The organism is Actinoplanes solisilvae, assembly GCF_003999975.1.
GTDB lineage: Bacteria > Actinomycetota > Actinomycetes > Mycobacteriales > Micromonosporaceae > Actinoplanes > Actinoplanes solisilvae.
Genome location: NZ_RJAC01000012.1, coordinates 77,819 through 94,934 on the forward strand (window position 1 = coordinate 77,819; position 17,116 = coordinate 94,934).

The following is a 17,116-nucleotide window of genomic DNA, read 5'->3' on the forward strand; positions in this document are numbered from 1 at the left end:
GCCCGCGCGCCCGGCAGACTTCTCAGCGCGAAGGCAGCGAAGGCAGCGAAGGCAGCGAAGGCAATGAAGGCAACAGCGCCACCAGAGCCAGAATCACCTGTGCGGGTGTGCCCGGCTCGGCGTGCAGCACGAGAGGAGCGTCCTGAGTCGCATGTTGACCCGCCACGTGGTGCAGCGCGGACACTCCCGCGCTGGACAGATGAGTAACACCCGAGAGGTCCACGGTCATCCGCACGGTGCCGCCCCGGCTGCGCCGCAGCAGCTCCTGACGGGCCAGGGCCGCCGTCGTCACGTCGAGCGGCCCCTCCACCCGCACACGGGCCTCGTCGTCACCGGTCTGCTCGACGATCCGGAACTCGACCCGGTCGTCCGGCTGGGGCGGTTGCCGGTCGGCGGCCGACAGGTCGAGCAGCCGGGCCGGGCGGCTCAACGGTTTCGCCACCCGCGCGACCGTGCCCGCCTCGGAGTGGTCGACCTTCAGCTCCGCCACGAGCTGGGCCGCCAGCGCCAGCCCGCGGCCCCGGTTGGCCTGGCGTCGCGGCTCCTGCCAGCGTCCGTCGTCGGTGACCGAGACGAGCACCGACCCGGCCGGGTTCAGCGTCGCGTTCAGCTTGACCGTCGCGCCGTCGGTGGTGCCCGCGTGTTCCACGGCGTTGGCCAGCAGCTCGCCGATCGCGTGCTGCAGAGCGAAGACGTCCTCGCCGGTTGCGCCCACGCGCCCGAGCCAATCACCGAGCCGGTGCCGGGCGTCGCGCAGTTCGGCCGGTTCGGCCGGCAGTTCCAGGGCCAGATCGGGTACGACCGGCACGCGCTGGACAGCCAGCATGGTGATGTCGTCGGTGTGCCCGGCCGCCCGCACCAGCAGTTCGACCGTCTGCGAGCAGACCCGCTCGGCCGGGGTCGAGACGGGGTCGTGCAGGGCCCGTCCGGCGGCGCTGTCGGCGGCCACGTGGGCCAGGTCGGCCGCGCTCGACGTGTGGTCGCGGCCGGGCCGCTCGAGGATCCCGTCGCTGAAGAGCAGCAGCAGTTCGCCCTCGTCGAGCCGGTCGGAGCGCACGGGGAAGGCGCCGCCGGTCCCGAGCGGCGCGCCGCCGGTCGGCGGCAGATAGCGGGTCTCGCCCGAGCGGCTGACCAGCAGCGGCGCCGGGTGCCCGGCCGTGCAATAGGCGAGCTCGCCGCTCACCGGGTCGAGCGCGACCAGCACGACCGTCGTCGCGTGCGCGGCCGGCAACCGGGTGGCGAAGCGGTCGGCGGCGGTCAGCGCCTCGACGATCCCCGCGCCCTCCTCGAGCCGGTCCTGCAGCACCGCGCGCAGCTGCCCCATGACGCCCGAGGCGGTGACGCCGTGACCGACCACGTCGCCGACGATCAGCGCGACCCGCCCGTCGCGTTGCGCGACCGCGTCGAACCAGTCGCCGCCCGCGGCCGTGTCCGCCTCGGCCAGCAGATAGCTCGCCGCGACCTGCGCCCCCGGCAGCACCGGCAACCCCGCCGGCAGCAGCTCGCGCTGCAGGGCCGTGATCACTTCGCGGGTCTGGTCGTAACGGCGCTTCAGGCGCGCCGTCTGTTCGGCCGCCGCCTGCCGTTGGCGCACCATGTCGGTGACGTCGAATCCGACCCCGATGACGCCGCGCCGCACGCCGTCGACCATCCAGGGGGTGATCGTGAAGTTCGCGAACATCTCGTGCACCGAGCCGTCCGGCGCGGTGATGTGGGCCCGCCACTCGCGCCCGTTGATCGGCTCGCCGGTGCGGTAGACGTCGTGGTAGGCGTCGACGAACTGCTGCCCGGCCAGGTCGTTGAGCACCTCGCGGATGGGCCGGCCGCGAAACTCGCGACCGGCCAGCACCGACCGGGTGGCCGCGCTCAGCGTGAGCACCCGCAGCTCAGGGCCCTCGCACACGGCCAGGATGAAAGGCACCTGGTCGACCGCGGTGAGCACCAGCGGGGTGTCGTCCTCCATGCAGCTCATCCTGCCCGACGCCGGGCGCCGAGCGTCACTCAGCCAGGGGTAACTCGATAGTGTGAGCGGTGTGCGACGCCTTGGTGGCCAGGTAACGCACGTTCGCCGCCGACATGTGCACGCCGGTCGGCACGCGCTGAGCGACCTCGATGCCGCACTTCTCGAGCTGGACGGCCTTGTCGGGGTTGTTGCTCAGCAGCCTGATGCGGTCGGCGCCGAGCGCGAGCAGCATCTGGGCGGCGGCGGTGTAGTCGCGTTCGTCCTCGCCGCGGCCCAGCGCCACGTTCGCCTCGTAGGTGTCGAGCCCGGCGTCCTGCAGGGCGTAGGCGTCGAGCTTGGCGTAGAGCCCGATGCCGCGTCCCTCCTGGCGCAGGTAGAGCAGGAACCCGCCCTGCTCCGCGATGCGCTCGGCGGCCTCGCGCAGTTGCGGCCCGCAGTCGCAGCGCTGGCTGCCGAAGACGTCGCCGGTCAGGCACTCGCTGTGCGGCCGGACCATCAACGGCCGGCCCCCGGCGGCGGACTTCTTCAGCGCCCGCTGCCAGTCGCCCAGGCCGAGGGCCAGATGCTCCTTGCCGTCGACGAGCCCGTCGAAGGTCATCACACGAGCGGTCGTGGTGAAACCGTCCCCGAAACGCAGGGGGACGGTCACCTGCTGCCGCACCGTGGCTTTCAACATCGGTCCTCCTCGTTGGTTCCCCGCTGATCCGCTATACCCACCGCACCGCAATCAGGCCCGCGAACGTGCCAGTAATCGTGTCGCGGATTATCTTGGACGCAACTGTTCGACCAGGGTGACGATCGTCGCTCATACGGAGGCGTCATCGGTGGTTCAGCGTCCTTACACCTTGCTGAGCTGCGGCATGTCCATCGATGGATACTTGGACGACGCCGAGCAGGAGCGACTGCTGCTTTCGAACGATGCGGATTTCGACCGCGTCGACGCAGTTCGTAGCGGTTGTGACGCGATCCTGGTCGGCGCGGCCACCATCCGGCAGGACAACCCGCGGCTGCAGGTGCGCTCGGCCGAGCGGCGTGCGGCCCGCGTCGCCCGCGGCGAAGCGCCCAACCCGCTCAAGGTCACCGTGACCGCGCGCTGCGACATCGACCCCGAGGCGCGGTTCTTCAGCGTGGGCGACGTCGACAAGCTCGTCTACTGCACGTCGGCGTCCTACGACTCGGCGCGCGAACGGCTCGGCCAGGTCGCCACGGTCGTCGACGGCGGCGACCCGATCGACCTGCACCTGGTCATGGACGACCTGTCCGCACGCGGCGTGCGCCGGCTCATGGTCGAGGGCGGCGGAACGATGCACACGCAGTTCCTGACCGAGGGTCTGGCCGACGAGCTGCAACTGGTGGTGGCGCCGTTCTTCGTGGGCGACTCGCGGGCGCCGCGCTTCGTCAGCGACGGCGACTTCCCGTGGGGCCCGAGCAGCCGGGCCACCCTGGCCGAGGTCCGTCAGATCGGCGACGTGGTGCTGCTGCGCTACGCCCTGACCGACCGCTTCGACGCGGGCTGAGCATTCCCGGCCCGGAGTCGCGGCTCCGGGCCGGTGGAGAGCCGCTACGTCGCGGCGTGAATGGTGGGGCATCCGTTATGCGCCGGCACGCGCCAGTTCGCGGTCCAGCGGCCACTGCGCCGCACCCGCCGGGGCGGGCGAGACCGGGACGATGGGCAGTGCGGCAGGAAGCGCGGGCAGCACACCGTAGGGGGCCGGGGAAGTCGGGGCGGTGAAGCGCAGCGCCAGCGCCACCCGCACCCGGGCAGCACCTCGGGCCAGCAGGACGACCGCGCCGGGCAGCGCCGCGACGAAGGCGAACACGCCGTAGACGACCGCGATGGTCAGGCCCTGCGTCGCGCTCAGGCCGGCCGCGCCGAACGCCCACGCGGTCACCGCCTCACGGGGACCCCAGCCGCCCACGTTCAGGGGCAGCGACATGGCCAGCAGCGCGAGCAGCATCAGCGGCGCGAGCCGGGTCAGGGACGCCGACGAGCCGGCCGCGCGGGCCGCGACCACAAAGGTCGCCAGGTGCCCGGCCAGCACGACCACCGAGGCCAGCGTGACCCCGGGCCAGTTGCGGCGCGACAGCAGGCCGGTGCGGATCTCCGCGGCCCCCGTGCGGACGGCGGCCGCGACCCGCGAGCCGCCCTGGCGCAGCTGACGGCAGGCCAGCAGCACCAGCACGACGCCGGCCAGAACAGCGGAAACGACGATGGCGACGGTGAGGCCGTGCCGTTGCAGCACGGTCAGCACGGGGGAGGGCACCGTGAGCAGCACGGTCACGCCGACGCCGAGGAGAACGAGCTGACCGGCGGTCCGTTCGAGCACCACCGCTCGTACGCTCTTGGCCACGTCACCCTCGTCGCGCCCGTGCTGGACGGCCCGGTCGACGTCGCCGAGCACCCCGCCGGGCAGCGCCGCGTTGAGGAACAGCGCCTTGTAGTAGTCGGCCACCGCCGCGCGGAACGAGAGTCGCAGGCCGAGCCCGCGGGCCACCAGGCACCACCGCCACGCGCTGAACACCGTCGTGACCACGCCGATGCCGAAAGCCAGCGACAGGGCGGGCCACGAGATCACCCGCAGGCCGTCGAGGAAGGCGCCGGTCCCGAGCCGCCACAGAAGGAAAGCCAGGATCCCGGCTCCACCCAGGATCCTTGCCCAAGCCCAGATTCGCGCCACGTTGCCGTTCCCTTCGTTGTGCCCGTCCTTCCCCTAGTACGCCAGGACAGGCACAAAGGGTTCAGCCGAAGACCGCCAAAAGATCGACATGTCCGACCGACACGCTCGGCAGGTGCTCCAGCCGCCCGCTCAGATAGCCGTCGAGCGCGAGGGAGGGGTCCTGTTGCTGGGCCGCACCCACCCAGCCGCGCAGCCATTCCGCGGTCAACTCGGGCAACGCGGGCCCGAGCTGCCACGGGCTCGGCCGGGTCACCACCGTCGCGCCCGCCTTCTCGAAGGCCTTGACCGCGTACGCCGGAGCGTCCGGACCGAGCAGCCGACGCTCTCCCACCGTACGTCGCTGGTGGGCGTCGAACGCGGCGGCGACCGTCGAGTCTTCCGGCCGGGCCGGGTCGAGCGTGACCTCCCCGGCGACCGAGAGCGTGAACAGCGCCGCCACCCCCGCCGTGGCGAGCACTCCGGCCAGCGCGTCGATCTCGCCCTCGGTGAGCAGGTCGAGCAGCGCCGAGCAGGTCACCAGGTCGGTGCCGTCCAGGTCGGCCACCCTGAGCGCGGTCACATCACCGAGTGCGCCCTCGACGCTGACCCCCGGGATCCGCACGTGCGAGGTCGCGTAGTGCAGCAGCTTCGGGTCGCGGTCGGCCAGGATCCAGTGCTGCGGGGTCTCCAGCCGTGGGGCGAGCCATCGGGCCATCGAGCCGGTGCCGCACCCCAGGTCACGCACCACGTGCACCGGCCTCGGCACCAGGTCGACCAGGTCGGCGGCGCGGGCCGCGGCGTCGGCGGGTTCGCGCAGGCCGAGCCAGGACTCGCTGAACTCTCCGGTCATTGGGGGTCTCCTTCACGGACGGCGGTGGACAGCCTTCGTGCGGTCTCGTCCCACGTCGGGAGGGTTTCCCGCCGGGCACGGGCGGCGGCGCGCAGGCGTTCGCGCAGCGCCGGGTCGGTGAGCCAGGCCCGCAGCGCGGTGGCGAGGGCGGCCTGGTCGTCGGGCGGGATCAACATGCCGGGCACTGTGCCGTCCGGCGCCGTCCCCAGCGCCTCGGGCACCCCGCCGACGTCCGTGGCCAGCACCGGGACCCCGCGGGCGAGCGCCTCGGTCACTACCATGCCGTAGGTCTCGGCCCGCGAGGGCAGAACAAAGAGATCACTGCCCGCGTACGCGGCCTCGAGCGCGTCGCCGCCCAGGGGGCCCACGAACCGCAGGCGGGGGTCGGCGTGCGGGACGGGCCGTGTCAGCGCCCCGGCGAACACGCACTCCCAGTCGAGCCCGGTCAGGTCGTTCTCGAGCGCTCCGACCAGCAGGTCCTGCCCCTTGCGGGGACTGACCGAGGCCACGCAGAGCAGCCGTCGCCCGCTGGGGTCGGGAACGGCGACCGGAGCCGGCGAGACCCCTGGCGCGGCCACCGCCACATGCGGCAAATCGTGCATCTCGCGCACTCGGGCCGCCGCCGCGTCGCTGGTCGCGATCACCGCCGAGGCCAGGTGCAGGGTCTTCCGCTCCCGGGCACGCAACGACGTCGCCACCGCGGGGTCGAGTCCCGTCTCGTCGCTCAGGGGCAGGTGCACGAGGACCGCGAACCGCAGCCGGTGGGCGTGCGGCTCGAGGATCTCCGGCACCCCGCAGCCCACGAGTCCGTCCACCAGCACGGTGGCATTATCCGGAATGCCGGACAACGCCGCGACTAGTGCCCGGCGCGCCGATTCGTCCGGAACGGGCCAGGAGCCGTTGACCGCGAGCTCGTGCACGTCCGGGAGCAGGCCCAGCACCGTACGGTCGTAGCGGTTGCCGCCGCTGGGCGTGGCCGGGTCGTCGATGCCGCCCGGCAGCACGGCCCACAGCGGAAACGTCACAGATCGCGCTCGTACGAGGCCCAGGCGATGTGCGACTCGTGCAGGGTGAGCGTCAGCCCGGTCAGCCCGCTCGCGCCCGGACCCAGGTCGCCCTTGGCGATCTTGTCGGCCAGCCGGTCGGCGATGACCTTGGCCAGGTACTCCGTCGACGTGTTGATGCCCAGGAAGTCGGGCTCGTCGTCGAGGTTGCGGTAGCTCAGCCCGCCGCAGATCGCGTGCAGCTCCTGGCTCGCGAGGCCGATGTCGACGACGATGTTGTCCTCGTCGAGCTCGGGCCGGCGGAAGGTGGCGTCCACCACGAAGGTCGCGCCGTGCAGCTTCTGCGCCGGTCCGAAGACCTCGCCGGAGAAGCTGTGCGCGATCATGATGTGGTCGCGGACGGTGATGCTGAACAAGAGCTCTACTCCTCGGGATAGTCGATCACGTGGCAGAGGGCCGGGAGGCTGCCGTCGGCCAGGCGGGGCAGCACCTCGGGAAGCTCGGCGAAGGGCGAATGCCCGGTGACGAGCGCCTCGAACCGCTCGTCCTTCAGCAGTTCGAGAGACAGGGCGAGACGTTCGGCGTACGAGCGGTTGCGGCCGGGCACGATGCCGCCGACCTGGCTGCCGCGCACGGTCAGCCGGCGCGAGTGGAAGAACTCACCGAGCGGCACGCTGACCTGCTTGTCGCCGTACCAGCTCAGCTCGACGACGGTGCCCTCGGTGGCCAGCAGCTCCAGCGACCGGGTCAGCCCGGCCGACGTCGCGCTGGCGTGAATCACCAGGTCACAGCCGCCGAGAGCGTCGTCCGGAAGGGCAAACTCCGCGCCCAGACGGGCAGCCAGGGCGGCGCGCCCCGCGTCGACGTCGACGAGCTGCAGGCGTACGCCGGGAAACCGCGCGAGAATCGCAGCGGCGGACCCACCCACCATGCCCGCGCCGACCACGGCGATGCGGTCACCGACCAGCGGACGCGCGTCCCACAGGGCGTTGACCGCGGTCTCGACCGTCCCGGCGAGGACGGCCCGGTGCGCCGGCACGCCGTCGGGCACGACAGTGACCATGTGGGCCGGTGCGATAAAGCGGGTCTGGTGGGTATAGAGGCTGAAGACGGTGCGCCCGAGCAGTTCGGGCGGCCCCTGTTCGACCACGCCGACATTGAGATAGCCGTACTTGACCGGGGCGGGGAACTCGCCCTCCTGGAAGGGAGCACGCATGGCCGACCACTGGCTCTCGGGCACCCGGCCGGTGAACACGAGAGTCTCGGTTCCCCTGCTCACGCCCGTGTGAAGGGTGCGGACGAGAACCTCGCCGGGCCCCGGCTCGGGCACCTCGACCGGGCGGATCTCACCCCGGCCCGGCTCGGCCAGCCAGAAGGCGAAGCCGTCACTCGTCATGGGGTTGTTCCCTCCGCCCACTGAACCGATCGCGCGTCACGGCCGTGTAATGCCCTGACGACGGCAACCATACGCGGCGGCCGATCTTGCACATGGAGGCCACGGTGACTTCAGTAACCGCACCGAGCAGCGACTCTTCTCGCGCCCCGGTGGTCGGCCTGGCTGCTCAACTCGCCCTGCTGGCCCTGCTCGGCAGCACTTTGGGGCTCACCGCGACCGGCCTGATCGGCGGCGCGGCGTACGGTCTGGTCCTCTGCGGTCTGCTCGGCGCCGGGCTCGGCCGCGCCGGTCTGCACACCATCGGCGCGGCCAACGCGGTGACCCTGGCCCGCGCGATCCTCGTCGGCGGCGTGACCGCGATGGTGATCACCTCGTTCAGCCAGCCGGTCAGCATGCCCGTCCTGGTCGCGATCGCCGGTGTGGCGCTCGCCCTCGACGGCGTGGACGGTCAGGTGGCCCGGCGCACCGGCACCACGACGGCGCTCGGCGCCCGCTTCGACATGGAGATCGACGCGTTCCTGATCCTGGTCCTGAGCGTCTACGCCGGTGACCGGTTCGGCTGGTGGTGGGTGGCGATCGGCGTCTTCCGGTACGCCTTCGTGGCCGCCGCCTGGGCGCTGCCGTGGCTCAACGCCGCGTTGCCGCCCCGCTTCTCCCGGAAGGTCGTCGCCGCGCTGCAGGGCGTCATCCTGGCCCTGGCCACGGCCGACCTGCTGCCCCCGCCGCTGACACAGGTCGCGCTGGCCGTCGCGCTCGGGTCGCTGACCTGGTCGTTCGGCTCCGACATCCAGTGGCTCTTCCGCGCCTCGCGCATCCGCGCGGCGGCCCGCACCCGCTGGGCGGCCCCGCAGCGCCGCCCCGCCCTCGCGCACTGATCCCGCCGGGTGGTGGCTGCTCCGCGTCGCCGCCCGCCCCGCGCCTCCATCCCGCCCCCGAGCCACGCCCGCCGCGCACGGTCCCGCGCGGTGGGCGTGGTGTCCCCGCTCAATTGACGCGGGCCGCCGCGCCCGGCGGGGACGGAACGACATCCGGGTGCAGGATCGCCGCGATCGCCTCGACGCCGTCGACCAGCCGCGGGCCGGGACGCACGATCAGACCGTCGGCGTCGAGCGCCCACACCTGGGCGTCCGGGAAGTGCGGCACGACCCGGCGGGCCTGCTCGATCGCCCCGTCGAGGTGGAAGCCGCACGGCGTGACCAGCACGATCTCGGGCGCGGGGGCGGCCATGTCCTCGTACGTGGTCTGGACCGATCTCTTTCCCCCGTTCGCCGCGACCGGATCGCCGCCGGCCGCGGTCACCAGGTCGGGAACCCAGTGGCCGGCGCTGAACGGTGGGTCGACCCACTCGACGACCGTGACCCGCGGCCGGGCCCGCCCCGCGACGGCGGTGGCCACTCGATCCAGGCGGGCCCGCAACTCGCTGATCAACTTCTCGGCGCGCTCGGGAACCCCGGCGGCGATGCCCACCTCGCGGATCGTGCCCAGCACCTCGTCGAGCGAGTACGGGTCGAGCGAGACGACGTCGGCGCGGCAGCCGAGATGGTCGAGCGCATCGGTGACGTGACCCGACGGCAGGGCACAGACGCGGCACAGGTCCTGCGTCAGGATCAGGTCGGGAGCCAGGCCGGCGAGCGCGTCGGCGTGCAACGTGTAGAGGTCGCCGCCCTCCTCCAGCCGTCCTCGGACGTACGCGTCGATCTCGCCCGGCGTCATGCCGCGCGTGTCACGGCCGCCCACCACGACGGTCTTCTCCGTACGGGCCGAGGGCGGCTCGTCGCACTCGAAGGTCACGCCGACCAGGTCGTCGCCCAGCCCGAGGGCGTAGACGATCTCGGTGGCCGACGGCAGCAGGGAAACCAGGCGCATGCCACCATCCTGCCCCGGGGCATCGGCCGAAAGTCATAGGCCGGGTACGGGATCCGGTCCGGTGGCCGATGTTCCGGCGGCGCCGCGCCGCGATGCTGGTCCCATCGCGCTCTCACCGCGCCGAACAGGGGGACACCGATGACGACGGCACCGCTCGCGCACACGGACGTGATCGTCCTGGACTATCTGGCCGCGCTCTGGTCGCAGAGCGAGGACCTCTCACCCGAGCTGCGCGACGAGCTGATGACCACCGTCGCCGACTACGTCGCCATGCGGCGCACCTCGGCGTCGCCGCTCGAGGACGCCGCCGAGATCGTGAACCGCTTAGGGCCGCCGGAGTCGCTCGTCGCGGCGGCCAGACGCGGCCACCTGCCCCCGCACCTGCGGCTGCCCGCCCTGGTCCCGCCGCCGCCCGCGCCGGCCACGATCACCGGGGGAGCGGCCGAGTTCACGGCGGTCGGCCTGATGACGGCCGGCTCGTTCGTGCTGCCGGGCGTCGCGCCGGTCGCCGGGATGCTGATGGCCAGCGCCTCGCCGCACTGGACCCCGGCCGAGAAGGCCCTCGCCTGGTTCGTCGTGCTCGGCTCGGGCGCCGCGGCCCTCGCCATCGGCTTCATCTTCGCCCTGGCCGGGGCGGGCGGCGCCGCCGTCATGCTGTTCTGCTACCTGGCCGCGGCCGGCGGCGGGGTCTTCGCGGGGATGCGCCTGCTCGACCGGGTGCGCCACCGCTGACCCCGTTCAGGCCGGCTGTGTACGGCGGCCGGCCTGATCGATGATCTCGTCGATCACCCGGGTCCACACCGCCGCGGGCGGGAACTCGTGGCCGACCCCGTCGAGCCAGACGAGCCGGGCGCCGGGGATCTCGGCGGCCAGCGTGCGCGCGTGCTCGGGCGGGAAGAACGGGTCGAGCGTGCCGTGCATGACCAGCGTCGGGGCGGTGATCGCGCCGAGTCTGTCGCGGGTCGGCGGGCCGCCGGCACAGCTGAAGTGGTTGGTCTGCGACGCGGCCATGTCACGCGTGCGGTCGAAGACGCGGGCGGCGAGGCGGCGCAGATGGTGTTCGTCGGCGGTGAACGGGCCCCCGAGCCGGCGTACGCCGGAAACCAGGGCGTCGATCGCGGACCGGCGGTCGGTCCAGTCGGGCGCTTCTCCACCCCCGGGCGCCGTCACGTCGTGCGCCGGCGGGACGGTGCTGGTGGACATCAGCGTCAGCGAGAGCACCCTGTGGGGCCGCTCGATCGCGATGCGCTGGGCCAGGCCGCCGCCCATCGACAGGCCGACCAGGTGGGCGCGGTGCAGGCTGAGCGCGTCGAGCACGCCGAGCGCGTCATGGGCCAGATCCACATCGGAGTACGGCGGGTCGCCCGGGGGGAACGACGTCGAGCGGCCGGTGTCACGGTGGTCGTAGCGCACGACGAGGCGCCCGTCGGCGGCCAGACGCCGGCAGAATTCGTCGTCCCACCAGTCCATCGAGCTGGCCGCGCCGCCGATGAGCAGCAGGGCGGGATCGCCGGTCTCCCCGAACGTCTCGACGCAGAGCTCGATGCCGTCGACCGGCACCATCGTCTCGGTCACCATCTGCTCATTGTCGGGCATCACCCTTGACACGCAGGTTAAATCATCGGGTCGGTGTCCCTTTTGCGTGGTTGGATGTGCCGGTGCTGCCAGATCTGAGCGGTTGGACTCCGCACCGGACCGTTCTCGACGCCCCTTTCGAGGGCGAGCCGGTGCCCGGTCTGCGCGCCGACTACTTCCGGCGGCCCGAGGGCGACCGCGTCGCGACCGCCGGCCGCTACGCGATGGCCGGCCGCGAGCTGCTGATGGCGTGGGGCTATGTGGACGAGGAGCACTGCCGGCACCACGCCGTACGGGCCGCGGACGGCGGATGGCACGAGGCGGTGGACGGCTGCCCCGAGGTGGAGCTCATGCGCGACGGCCAGGCCGTGGCGGGCCTGGCCGTGCGCACTCCGGAGGGGGAATGGATCAGGGTCGCGCCGGGGCGGTCGCCGTCGCCCGGGCCTGACGGCGCACGACTCGCAGCGAAACGCCGGTCAGGGTGATGGCCACGGCGAACAGGGCCAGGTGCAGCCACGGATCGGCGATCGGCACGAAACCGATCACGGCGACCGGTATCTGCACCACGGCGACGAGGGCGGCCAGCCACCACCGGTTGCCGCCGCTCCACAGCAGTGCCGTCCAGACCGGGGACGACACCACGACCAGGGTGAGCGCGTCGAGCAGGGCGTGCATGGCGGAGTTGTGAACCGCGTTGTGGGCGAAGGCCTGCGCCGGTGCGGCGATCCAGAGACCGGCGAGGACGAGGGCGAGTACGGCGGCGGCACGACGCATGGGATCCTCCAGCGTGATGGGACCGTTGCTCTGAGTCACCACGGTACGGAACGGACGTCAATGCCGTAAAGCCCTCGCCACGAAGTCCAGCCCTGCGGGGAGGCACCTCGACCAGTACGCGAAGTTGTGCCGGCCGTCCTCGAAACGCATCGTCGCGGGCGGCTCGGGGAGGGCTTTCGCCAAGGCTCGGACCTCGTTGAGCAGACCGTCCTGACGGCCGCACCAGAGACCGATCGAAACGCCCCGGAGCTGCCGCGCGGCGGTGAAGACGTCGTCGCCCGGACGCACCGCCGGGGAGAAGGCGGCGACCGCGCGGGCGAACCCCGGATAGGCCTCGGCCAGCAGCAGCGAACCGTAGCCGCCCATCGACCAGCCGAGCAACGCCATTCGCGAAATGTCGAACCCACGCTTGGCACACCAGCGCGGGAGCTCCTCGTGCACCATCCGCTGGGGATCGTCGCCGCCGGAGGGCCGCCACGCGAGGCGGTCGCCGGTCGCGCCGGCCAGCACGAACGGGGGCGCGCCCCGGCGTACGGCGTCGGTCAGGAACCGGCCCAGGCCCAGCCGGGGGAAGTCGGCGGCGGTCGTCGAGGCGCCGTGCAGCACGACGCAGACGGGCAGGCCGCGACCGTCGCCGTGACCGGCCGGCACGGCGGTGTAGAAGTCCACGAGCCGGCCCCGGGTGGCCGAGTCGCGGCGCTCCAGACGTTCGTCACCCACCGGGGCGTGGGGAACGAGGGGGCTCGATTCGCCCGATCGGCTGTTATAACCCGCCAAACCGGCGACCGCGCCGACGGTTGCGCCGAGGGCCAGGAATGTTCGTCGTCTCATCGTCACCCACAACGGCGATCGTCGTCGTTGCGTGACGTTCATAAGCTTCCGGCGTGCGCAGACTCGGGGTGGTGCTGGTGGTCCTGGCGCTGCTGCTCGACGGCTTCGGCCCGGCCCGGCCCGCCTCGGCCCGCGAAACCGTCGTCTCGCGGACGCTGCAGCTCGCGCGCGGTGCCGACCGACCTCTGCCGACCACCCTTTGGCATCCGGCCCGGCCCACCCGCCGCCACCCGATCATCCTGTTCAGCCACGGGCTCGGCGGGCTGCCCCGGCAGTTCGAAGGGCTCGCGGCGGGGTGGGCCCGGGCGGGCTACGTGGTGGCGGCGCCGGCCTATCCGCGGACGAACGGCCGGGTGCGCGTCGACCGTCGCGACATCGTCAATCAGCCCGCCGACGCGGCGTTCGTGATCGCGGCGGTGCGGGCGCTCGATCACACGCCCGGGGACGTACTGGCCGGGCATCTCGACGTCGACCGGGTGGCGGCGGTCGGATTCTCGGCGGGCGGGACGACGACGCTCGGGCTGTTCGGGCCGGGGCACGCCGCATTCCTGCGGGCCGGGGTGTCGATCAGCGGGCGCCGGCCGCCGGGCGGATTCGGGGGCCTTCCGGCGCCGCTGCTCCTCGTGCACGGGGACGGCGACCGGGTGGTGCCGATCAGGGCCGGGCGCCAGGCGTACGCGATGGCGCCGTCACCCAAACAGTTCGTGACCCTGCACGGGGCTCGTCACGGCGAGTTCCTGAGGCCGGGTGACGCTCGGTACGCGCGGGTGAGCGGGCAAATTCTGGCCTTCCTCACCGCTCACGTACCCGTCGTCTGACCGGTCCCGGTTCGCCGGACCTGTGACGGTCCTACCCAGAGTGATACCCGTGGCTCGTGAGACTCGCCTGATCGGCCAGGTCAGGGCTCATGGTCAGACTGTTTAGGCTGCTCAAGTGCATCTCACTCATGTGGCGGTCGGGGCGGCGGTCACCTTGAGTGTCGCCGCAATCTCTTACTCACAGTTAGATCCGGGGGCGGCCGCGGAGCAGGCGCAGACGGTCGCCGATCGGGCCACCTGCCGCACGGTCGACACGGCGATTCTCGCCTACGCGGGGGTCAACGGGGACGCTCCCGACTCGGTCGCCGCCCTGTCCGGCTACGTCGACGGCGACATCACGGCCTACCGCATCGTCGCCGGCCGCGCGGCCGGCCCAGGCTGCGCCACACCCTGACTTCCAGCCCGCCTCGACGTCCTGCCCCTCGCGTATTGATCGCGGTTTCCCGTGCTGCGATTTCTTGCGCTGCGTTTTCCGTGCCCGCGACTTGAGCGGCGCGCAGTGGCTTTGTCCCGCGCTGCTGCTTTCCCCGCTCGGCGCCCTCCTCTCCGCGCCCGGCCTTCCCTCTCCCTCCGTCCTCGCTTCGTCCTCTCCTTGTGCTCACTTCGCCCGCGCCGTCCAACCTCGACGTCATGCATGCCTTGACGGTTATATAACCGGGATGGCATGGTGGACCCATGGACGCATTGGTGGCCATTGCGGAGCCGACTCGGCGGCGCATCGTCGATGCTTTGCGGATGCGGGCGTGCACGGTGTCGGAGCTGGTGGCCGGGCTGGGGATGAGCCAGCCCGCGGTGTCGAAGCACCTGCGCGTGCTGCGGGAGGCCGGCGTCGTGACCGTCGAGGTCCGGGCCCAGCAGCGGATCTACCGGCTCGACCCGGCGCCGTTCCGCGAGCTGGACGCCTGGCTGGCGCCCTACCGGCGCATGTGGACACACCATCTGGCCGAGTTGGAGCGCCACCTGGACAGCAGGACGCGACCGCATGACAGCGGGCCGGGGAGCGAGGATGCGGCCCGCTGAGGGAGTGGCGGTCTGTCGGAAACGAAGGGAAGAGAGCATGAGTCTTGACGTGGGGGCGCCCGGCGGCGCGAGCCTGACCGGGGGCGGGGAGCCGTGGACGCTGATCTTCGTGCGGGAGTTGCGGCACCCGCCCGCGGTCGTGTGGGAGGCGCTCACCGATCCGGTCGAGCTCGAACAATGGGCGCCGTTCAGTGCGGCGCGCGATCTCGACCAGCCGGGGGCGACCGTGCTCACGATGGACGACGGGGACGAGCGGGTCGATCTGCCGGCCGAGGTGCGCGTGGTCGAGCCGCCCGCGGTGCTCGAATACTCGTGGGGGGCCGACCTGCTGCGGTGGGAGCTGGAGGCGTACGGGGAAGGCACCCGGCTGACGTTGCGCCACACCCTCGTCGAACCCACGGACCCCGCCTCTGTCGCGACGGGCTGGCACCTCTGTGTCGCTGCTCTCCAGCGGCTGCTCGATGGGGATCCGCACGGGGTCATTCGCGGGCGGGACGCCCTCGACCACGGGTTCGCCGCGCTTCGGGAGGCGTACGCGGAAATGCTCTGACGTGGGCCTGCCACTAGGTTGGGGGGCAGAAAACGGACGGAGGCGCGCATGGATGTCGTGATCGGGATCGATACCGGAACCACCGCTACCAAGGGGGTGGCGGCCGGGCCCGACGGGACCATCCGTGCGCTGGCCAGCGTCCACTATCCGCTGTCGGTGCCGGGCGCGGGCCGGGCCGAGCTCGACGCGCTGGCCCTGCGCGACGCGGCCGTCAAGGCGCTGATCGAGGTCGCGACCGCCTGCCGGCAGAACGGCGACCGGGTCACCGGCATCGGGCTGAGCGGATTCCTGCACGGGCTGGTGCCGATGGACGCCGACGGTGCGCCGCTCGGGCCGCTGGTCACCTGGGCCGACGGGCGGGCCGGCGAGCAGAGCCGGCACATCGCGGCCGACGGGCGCGGGCGGCGGTTGCAGGCCCGCACGGGTACGCCGGTCCATCCGATGTCACCGCTGGCCAAGCTGGCCTGGTGGCGCGAGAACGACCCCGAGCGGTTGCGCGCGACGCCACGCTGGGGCGGGGTGAAAGAGCTCGTCGTGGCCGCGCTCGCCGAGGGCCCGTACGCGGTGGATCTCTCCATTGCCAGTGGGACCGGGCTGTACGACATTCACCAGCGCCGCTGGGATCCGGAGGCGCTCGAGCTGGCCGGGGTGCGGGCGGGGCAGCTCGCCGAGGTGCTGCCGACCACGACCCGTCTGCGGCTGCGGCCCGGCATCGCGCGGGCCGCCGGGATCGACCCGTCGACGCCGTTGATCATCGGGGCCGCCGACGGGCCGCTGGCCAACCTGGGTGTGGGGGCCACGCCGGCGGGGGTGGCGGCGGTGTCGCTCGGCACCAGCGGGGCGTTGCGGACGGTCGTCGACCGGCCCACGGGCGACGAGGCGGGGCGGCTGTTCTGCTACGCGCTGACCGAGGACCGCTGGGTGATCGGCGGGGCGGTCAACAACGCGGGATCGGTCGTGCGCTGGGCCGGGCAGAGCTTCGCGGCCGGGTTCGAGCGTCCCGGCGCCGAGGGGGAGGACGCCGACGAGCGCGACGCGGCGCTGCTCATGGAGGCACAGGGAGCGCCGGCCGGAAGTGACGGGCTGCTCTGCCTGCCCTACCTGCTCGGCGAGCGGGCGCCCTGGTGGCGGCCGGGTCTGCGCGGGGCCTACCTCGGGTTGCGGCGCGAGCACGGGCGGGCCCATCTGGTGCGTTCCGCGGTCGAGGGCGTCTGCCAGCAGCTCGCCCTGGTCCGCGACTCGTTCACGGCTTCCGGCAATGAGGTCACCGAGGTACGGGCCACCGGCGGCGCGGTCGCGTCGGAGCTCTGGGTTGGCGTGCTGGCCGCGGCGCTGAACCTGCCGGTCACGATCCCGGACACGCCGGAGGGGACCGCGCTCGGGGCCTGCCTGCTGGCCCGGCACGCGCTGGGCGAACTGCCCGATCTCGACGAGGCGGCGGCACTGGTGCCGGTCGGGGAGCCGACGGTGCCCGACGCGGCGGACGCCGAGCTCTATGCCCGGTTGCGCCCGCTGATCGAGAAGTCGGCCCTGGCCGTGCTCGACGTGGTGACCGAGCTCGACGCGCTCGCGCCGCAGCCGCTCCTCACGACCGAGAAAGCGGTGCGATCTTGACGGAGGCTCAGATCACCCCGCGTTGACTCTGCGGGCCGGCGTAGGAAAGCATGGCGGCGAGCGGTCGCGGAGGAACCCGGTGCGTAATCCGGGACGGTCCCGCCACTGTGACCGGGGAGCGAACCGTCACCGGGCCACGGCCTCGACAGGCTGGAAGGCGCGCGGCGAGCGACGATCCGGGAGTCAGGAGACTCCGGC

20 protein-coding genes and 1 riboswitch are annotated in these 17,116 nt (G+C 72.6%); of the genes, 9 read left to right on the forward strand and 11 right to left on the reverse strand.

Features of this window, described 5'->3' with window-relative positions; all coding sequences use genetic code 11:
• Positions 1-22: 22 nt before the first annotated feature.
• On the reverse strand, positions 23-1,963 hold the full coding sequence (locus EER30_RS26955) for a SpoIIE family protein phosphatase (RefSeq protein ID WP_127503407.1): 1,941 nt from the start codon (positions 1,961-1,963) through the stop codon (positions 23-25).
• A gap of 34 nt (positions 1,964-1,997) precedes the next feature.
• Positions 1,998-2,639 carry a GTP cyclohydrolase II gene (locus EER30_RS26960; RefSeq protein WP_127503408.1) on the reverse strand — a complete coding sequence of 214 codons (642 nt, stop codon included), beginning with the start codon at positions 2,637-2,639 and terminating at the stop codon, positions 1,998-2,000.
• A gap of 148 nt (positions 2,640-2,787) precedes the next feature.
• Here EER30_RS26960 and EER30_RS26965 point away from each other — a divergent pair, with 148 nt between their 5' ends.
• The gene (locus EER30_RS26965) at positions 2,788-3,480 is read left to right on the forward strand and encodes a RibD family protein (protein ID WP_127503409.1); all 693 of its coding nucleotides are present in this window, start codon (positions 2,788-2,790) and stop codon (positions 3,478-3,480) included.
• 75 nt (positions 3,481-3,555) lie between these two features.
• Here EER30_RS26965 and EER30_RS26970 read toward each other — a convergent pair whose 3' ends face one another.
• The 5 genes from EER30_RS26970 to EER30_RS26990 all read right to left on the reverse strand — a co-directional run bounded on the left by EER30_RS26970 (position 3,556) and on the right by EER30_RS26990 (position 7,870).
• Positions 3,556-4,641, reverse strand: a complete 1,086-nt coding sequence (locus EER30_RS26970; protein ID WP_240670324.1) for a lysylphosphatidylglycerol synthase transmembrane domain-containing protein — start codon at positions 4,639-4,641, stop codon at positions 3,556-3,558.
• A 61-nt stretch (positions 4,642-4,702) separates the two neighbouring features.
• Positions 4,703-5,470, reverse strand: a complete 768-nt coding sequence (locus EER30_RS26975; RefSeq protein ID WP_127503410.1) for a class I SAM-dependent methyltransferase — start codon at positions 5,468-5,470, stop codon at positions 4,703-4,705.
• The gene (locus tag EER30_RS26980; protein ID WP_127503411.1) at positions 5,467-6,495 is read right to left on the reverse strand and encodes a glycosyltransferase family 4 protein; all 1,029 of its coding nucleotides are present in this window, start codon (positions 6,493-6,495) and stop codon (positions 5,467-5,469) included. Before EER30_RS26980 ends, EER30_RS26975 begins: the two co-directional genes overlap by 4 nt.
• Entirely contained in the window at positions 6,492-6,890 is a 399-nt protein-coding gene (locus EER30_RS26985) for a 6-pyruvoyl trahydropterin synthase family protein (RefSeq protein ID WP_127503412.1), read from the reverse strand. The genes EER30_RS26980 and EER30_RS26985 overlap by 4 nt, the downstream gene beginning before the upstream one ends.
• Positions 6,891-6,895: 5 nt before the next feature.
• Positions 6,896-7,870, reverse strand: a complete 975-nt coding sequence (locus EER30_RS26990) for a zinc-dependent alcohol dehydrogenase (protein ID WP_127503413.1) — start codon at positions 7,868-7,870, stop codon at positions 6,896-6,898.
• A 104-nt stretch (positions 7,871-7,974) separates the two neighbouring features.
• Here EER30_RS26990 and EER30_RS26995 point away from each other — a divergent pair, with 104 nt between their 5' ends.
• Positions 7,975-8,745, forward strand: coding sequence for a CDP-alcohol phosphatidyltransferase family protein (locus EER30_RS26995; protein WP_240670325.1), 771 nt, complete (start codon positions 7,975-7,977; stop codon positions 8,743-8,745).
• Between the two features lie 109 nt (positions 8,746-8,854).
• Here the strand turns inward: EER30_RS26995 and EER30_RS27000 are convergent, their stop codons facing one another.
• The gene (locus EER30_RS27000) at positions 8,855-9,736 is read right to left on the reverse strand and encodes an ABC transporter substrate-binding protein (protein ID WP_127503415.1); all 882 of its coding nucleotides are present in this window, start codon (positions 9,734-9,736) and stop codon (positions 8,855-8,857) included.
• A gap of 138 nt (positions 9,737-9,874) precedes the next feature.
• Here EER30_RS27000 and EER30_RS27005 point away from each other — a divergent pair, with 138 nt between their 5' ends.
• Positions 9,875-10,468: an HAAS signaling domain-containing protein gene (locus EER30_RS27005; RefSeq protein WP_127503416.1), complete on the forward strand. Its 594-nt coding sequence runs from the start codon at positions 9,875-9,877 to the stop codon at positions 10,466-10,468.
• A gap of 6 nt (positions 10,469-10,474) precedes the next feature.
• Here EER30_RS27005 and EER30_RS27010 read toward each other — a convergent pair whose 3' ends face one another.
• Positions 10,475-11,314: an alpha/beta fold hydrolase gene (locus EER30_RS27010; protein ID WP_240670326.1), complete on the reverse strand. Its 840-nt coding sequence runs from the start codon at positions 11,312-11,314 to the stop codon at positions 10,475-10,477.
• A gap of 80 nt (positions 11,315-11,394) precedes the next feature.
• On the opposite strand from EER30_RS27010, the gene EER30_RS27015 reads away from it, so the two are divergent.
• A complete protein-coding gene (locus tag EER30_RS27015; RefSeq protein ID WP_127503418.1) occupies positions 11,395-11,796 on the forward strand; it encodes a hypothetical protein in 402 nt (133 codons plus the stop codon).
• Here EER30_RS27015 and EER30_RS27020 read toward each other — a convergent pair.
• Both EER30_RS27020 and EER30_RS27025 read right to left on the reverse strand, forming a co-directional pair.
• Positions 11,720-12,085, reverse strand: coding sequence for a hypothetical protein (locus tag EER30_RS27020; RefSeq protein WP_127503419.1), 366 nt, complete (start codon positions 12,083-12,085; stop codon positions 11,720-11,722). The genes EER30_RS27015 and EER30_RS27020 overlap by 77 nt on opposite strands.
• A 57-nt stretch (positions 12,086-12,142) precedes the next feature.
• Positions 12,143-12,916: an alpha/beta hydrolase gene (locus EER30_RS27025; protein ID WP_127503420.1), complete on the reverse strand. Its 774-nt coding sequence runs from the start codon at positions 12,914-12,916 to the stop codon at positions 12,143-12,145.
• A gap of 53 nt (positions 12,917-12,969) precedes the next feature.
• Here EER30_RS27025 and EER30_RS27030 point away from each other — a divergent pair, with 53 nt between their 5' ends.
• From EER30_RS27030 to EER30_RS27050, 5 genes are all read left to right on the forward strand, one after another.
• A complete protein-coding gene (locus EER30_RS27030; protein WP_127503421.1) occupies positions 12,970-13,734 on the forward strand; it encodes an alpha/beta hydrolase family protein in 765 nt (254 codons plus the stop codon).
• A gap of 115 nt (positions 13,735-13,849) precedes the next feature.
• On the forward strand, positions 13,850-14,128 hold the full coding sequence (locus EER30_RS27035) for a hypothetical protein (protein WP_127503422.1): 279 nt from the start codon (positions 13,850-13,852) through the stop codon (positions 14,126-14,128).
• Between the two features lie 281 nt (positions 14,129-14,409).
• A complete protein-coding gene (locus tag EER30_RS27040; RefSeq protein ID WP_127503423.1) occupies positions 14,410-14,754 on the forward strand; it encodes an ArsR/SmtB family transcription factor in 345 nt (114 codons plus the stop codon).
• Positions 14,755-14,791: 37 nt separating this feature from the next.
• Entirely contained in the window at positions 14,792-15,304 is a 513-nt protein-coding gene (locus EER30_RS27045; RefSeq protein WP_127503424.1) for an SRPBCC domain-containing protein, read from the forward strand.
• 48 nt (positions 15,305-15,352) lie between these two features.
• Positions 15,353-16,918 carry a gluconokinase gene (locus EER30_RS27050; protein WP_127503425.1) on the forward strand — a complete coding sequence of 522 codons (1,566 nt, stop codon included), beginning with the start codon at positions 15,353-15,355 and terminating at the stop codon, positions 16,916-16,918.
• A 69-nt stretch (positions 16,919-16,987) separates the two neighbouring features.
• Positions 16,988-17,112: riboswitch (cobalamin riboswitch) on the forward strand.
• Positions 17,113-17,116: the final 4 nt, after the last annotated feature.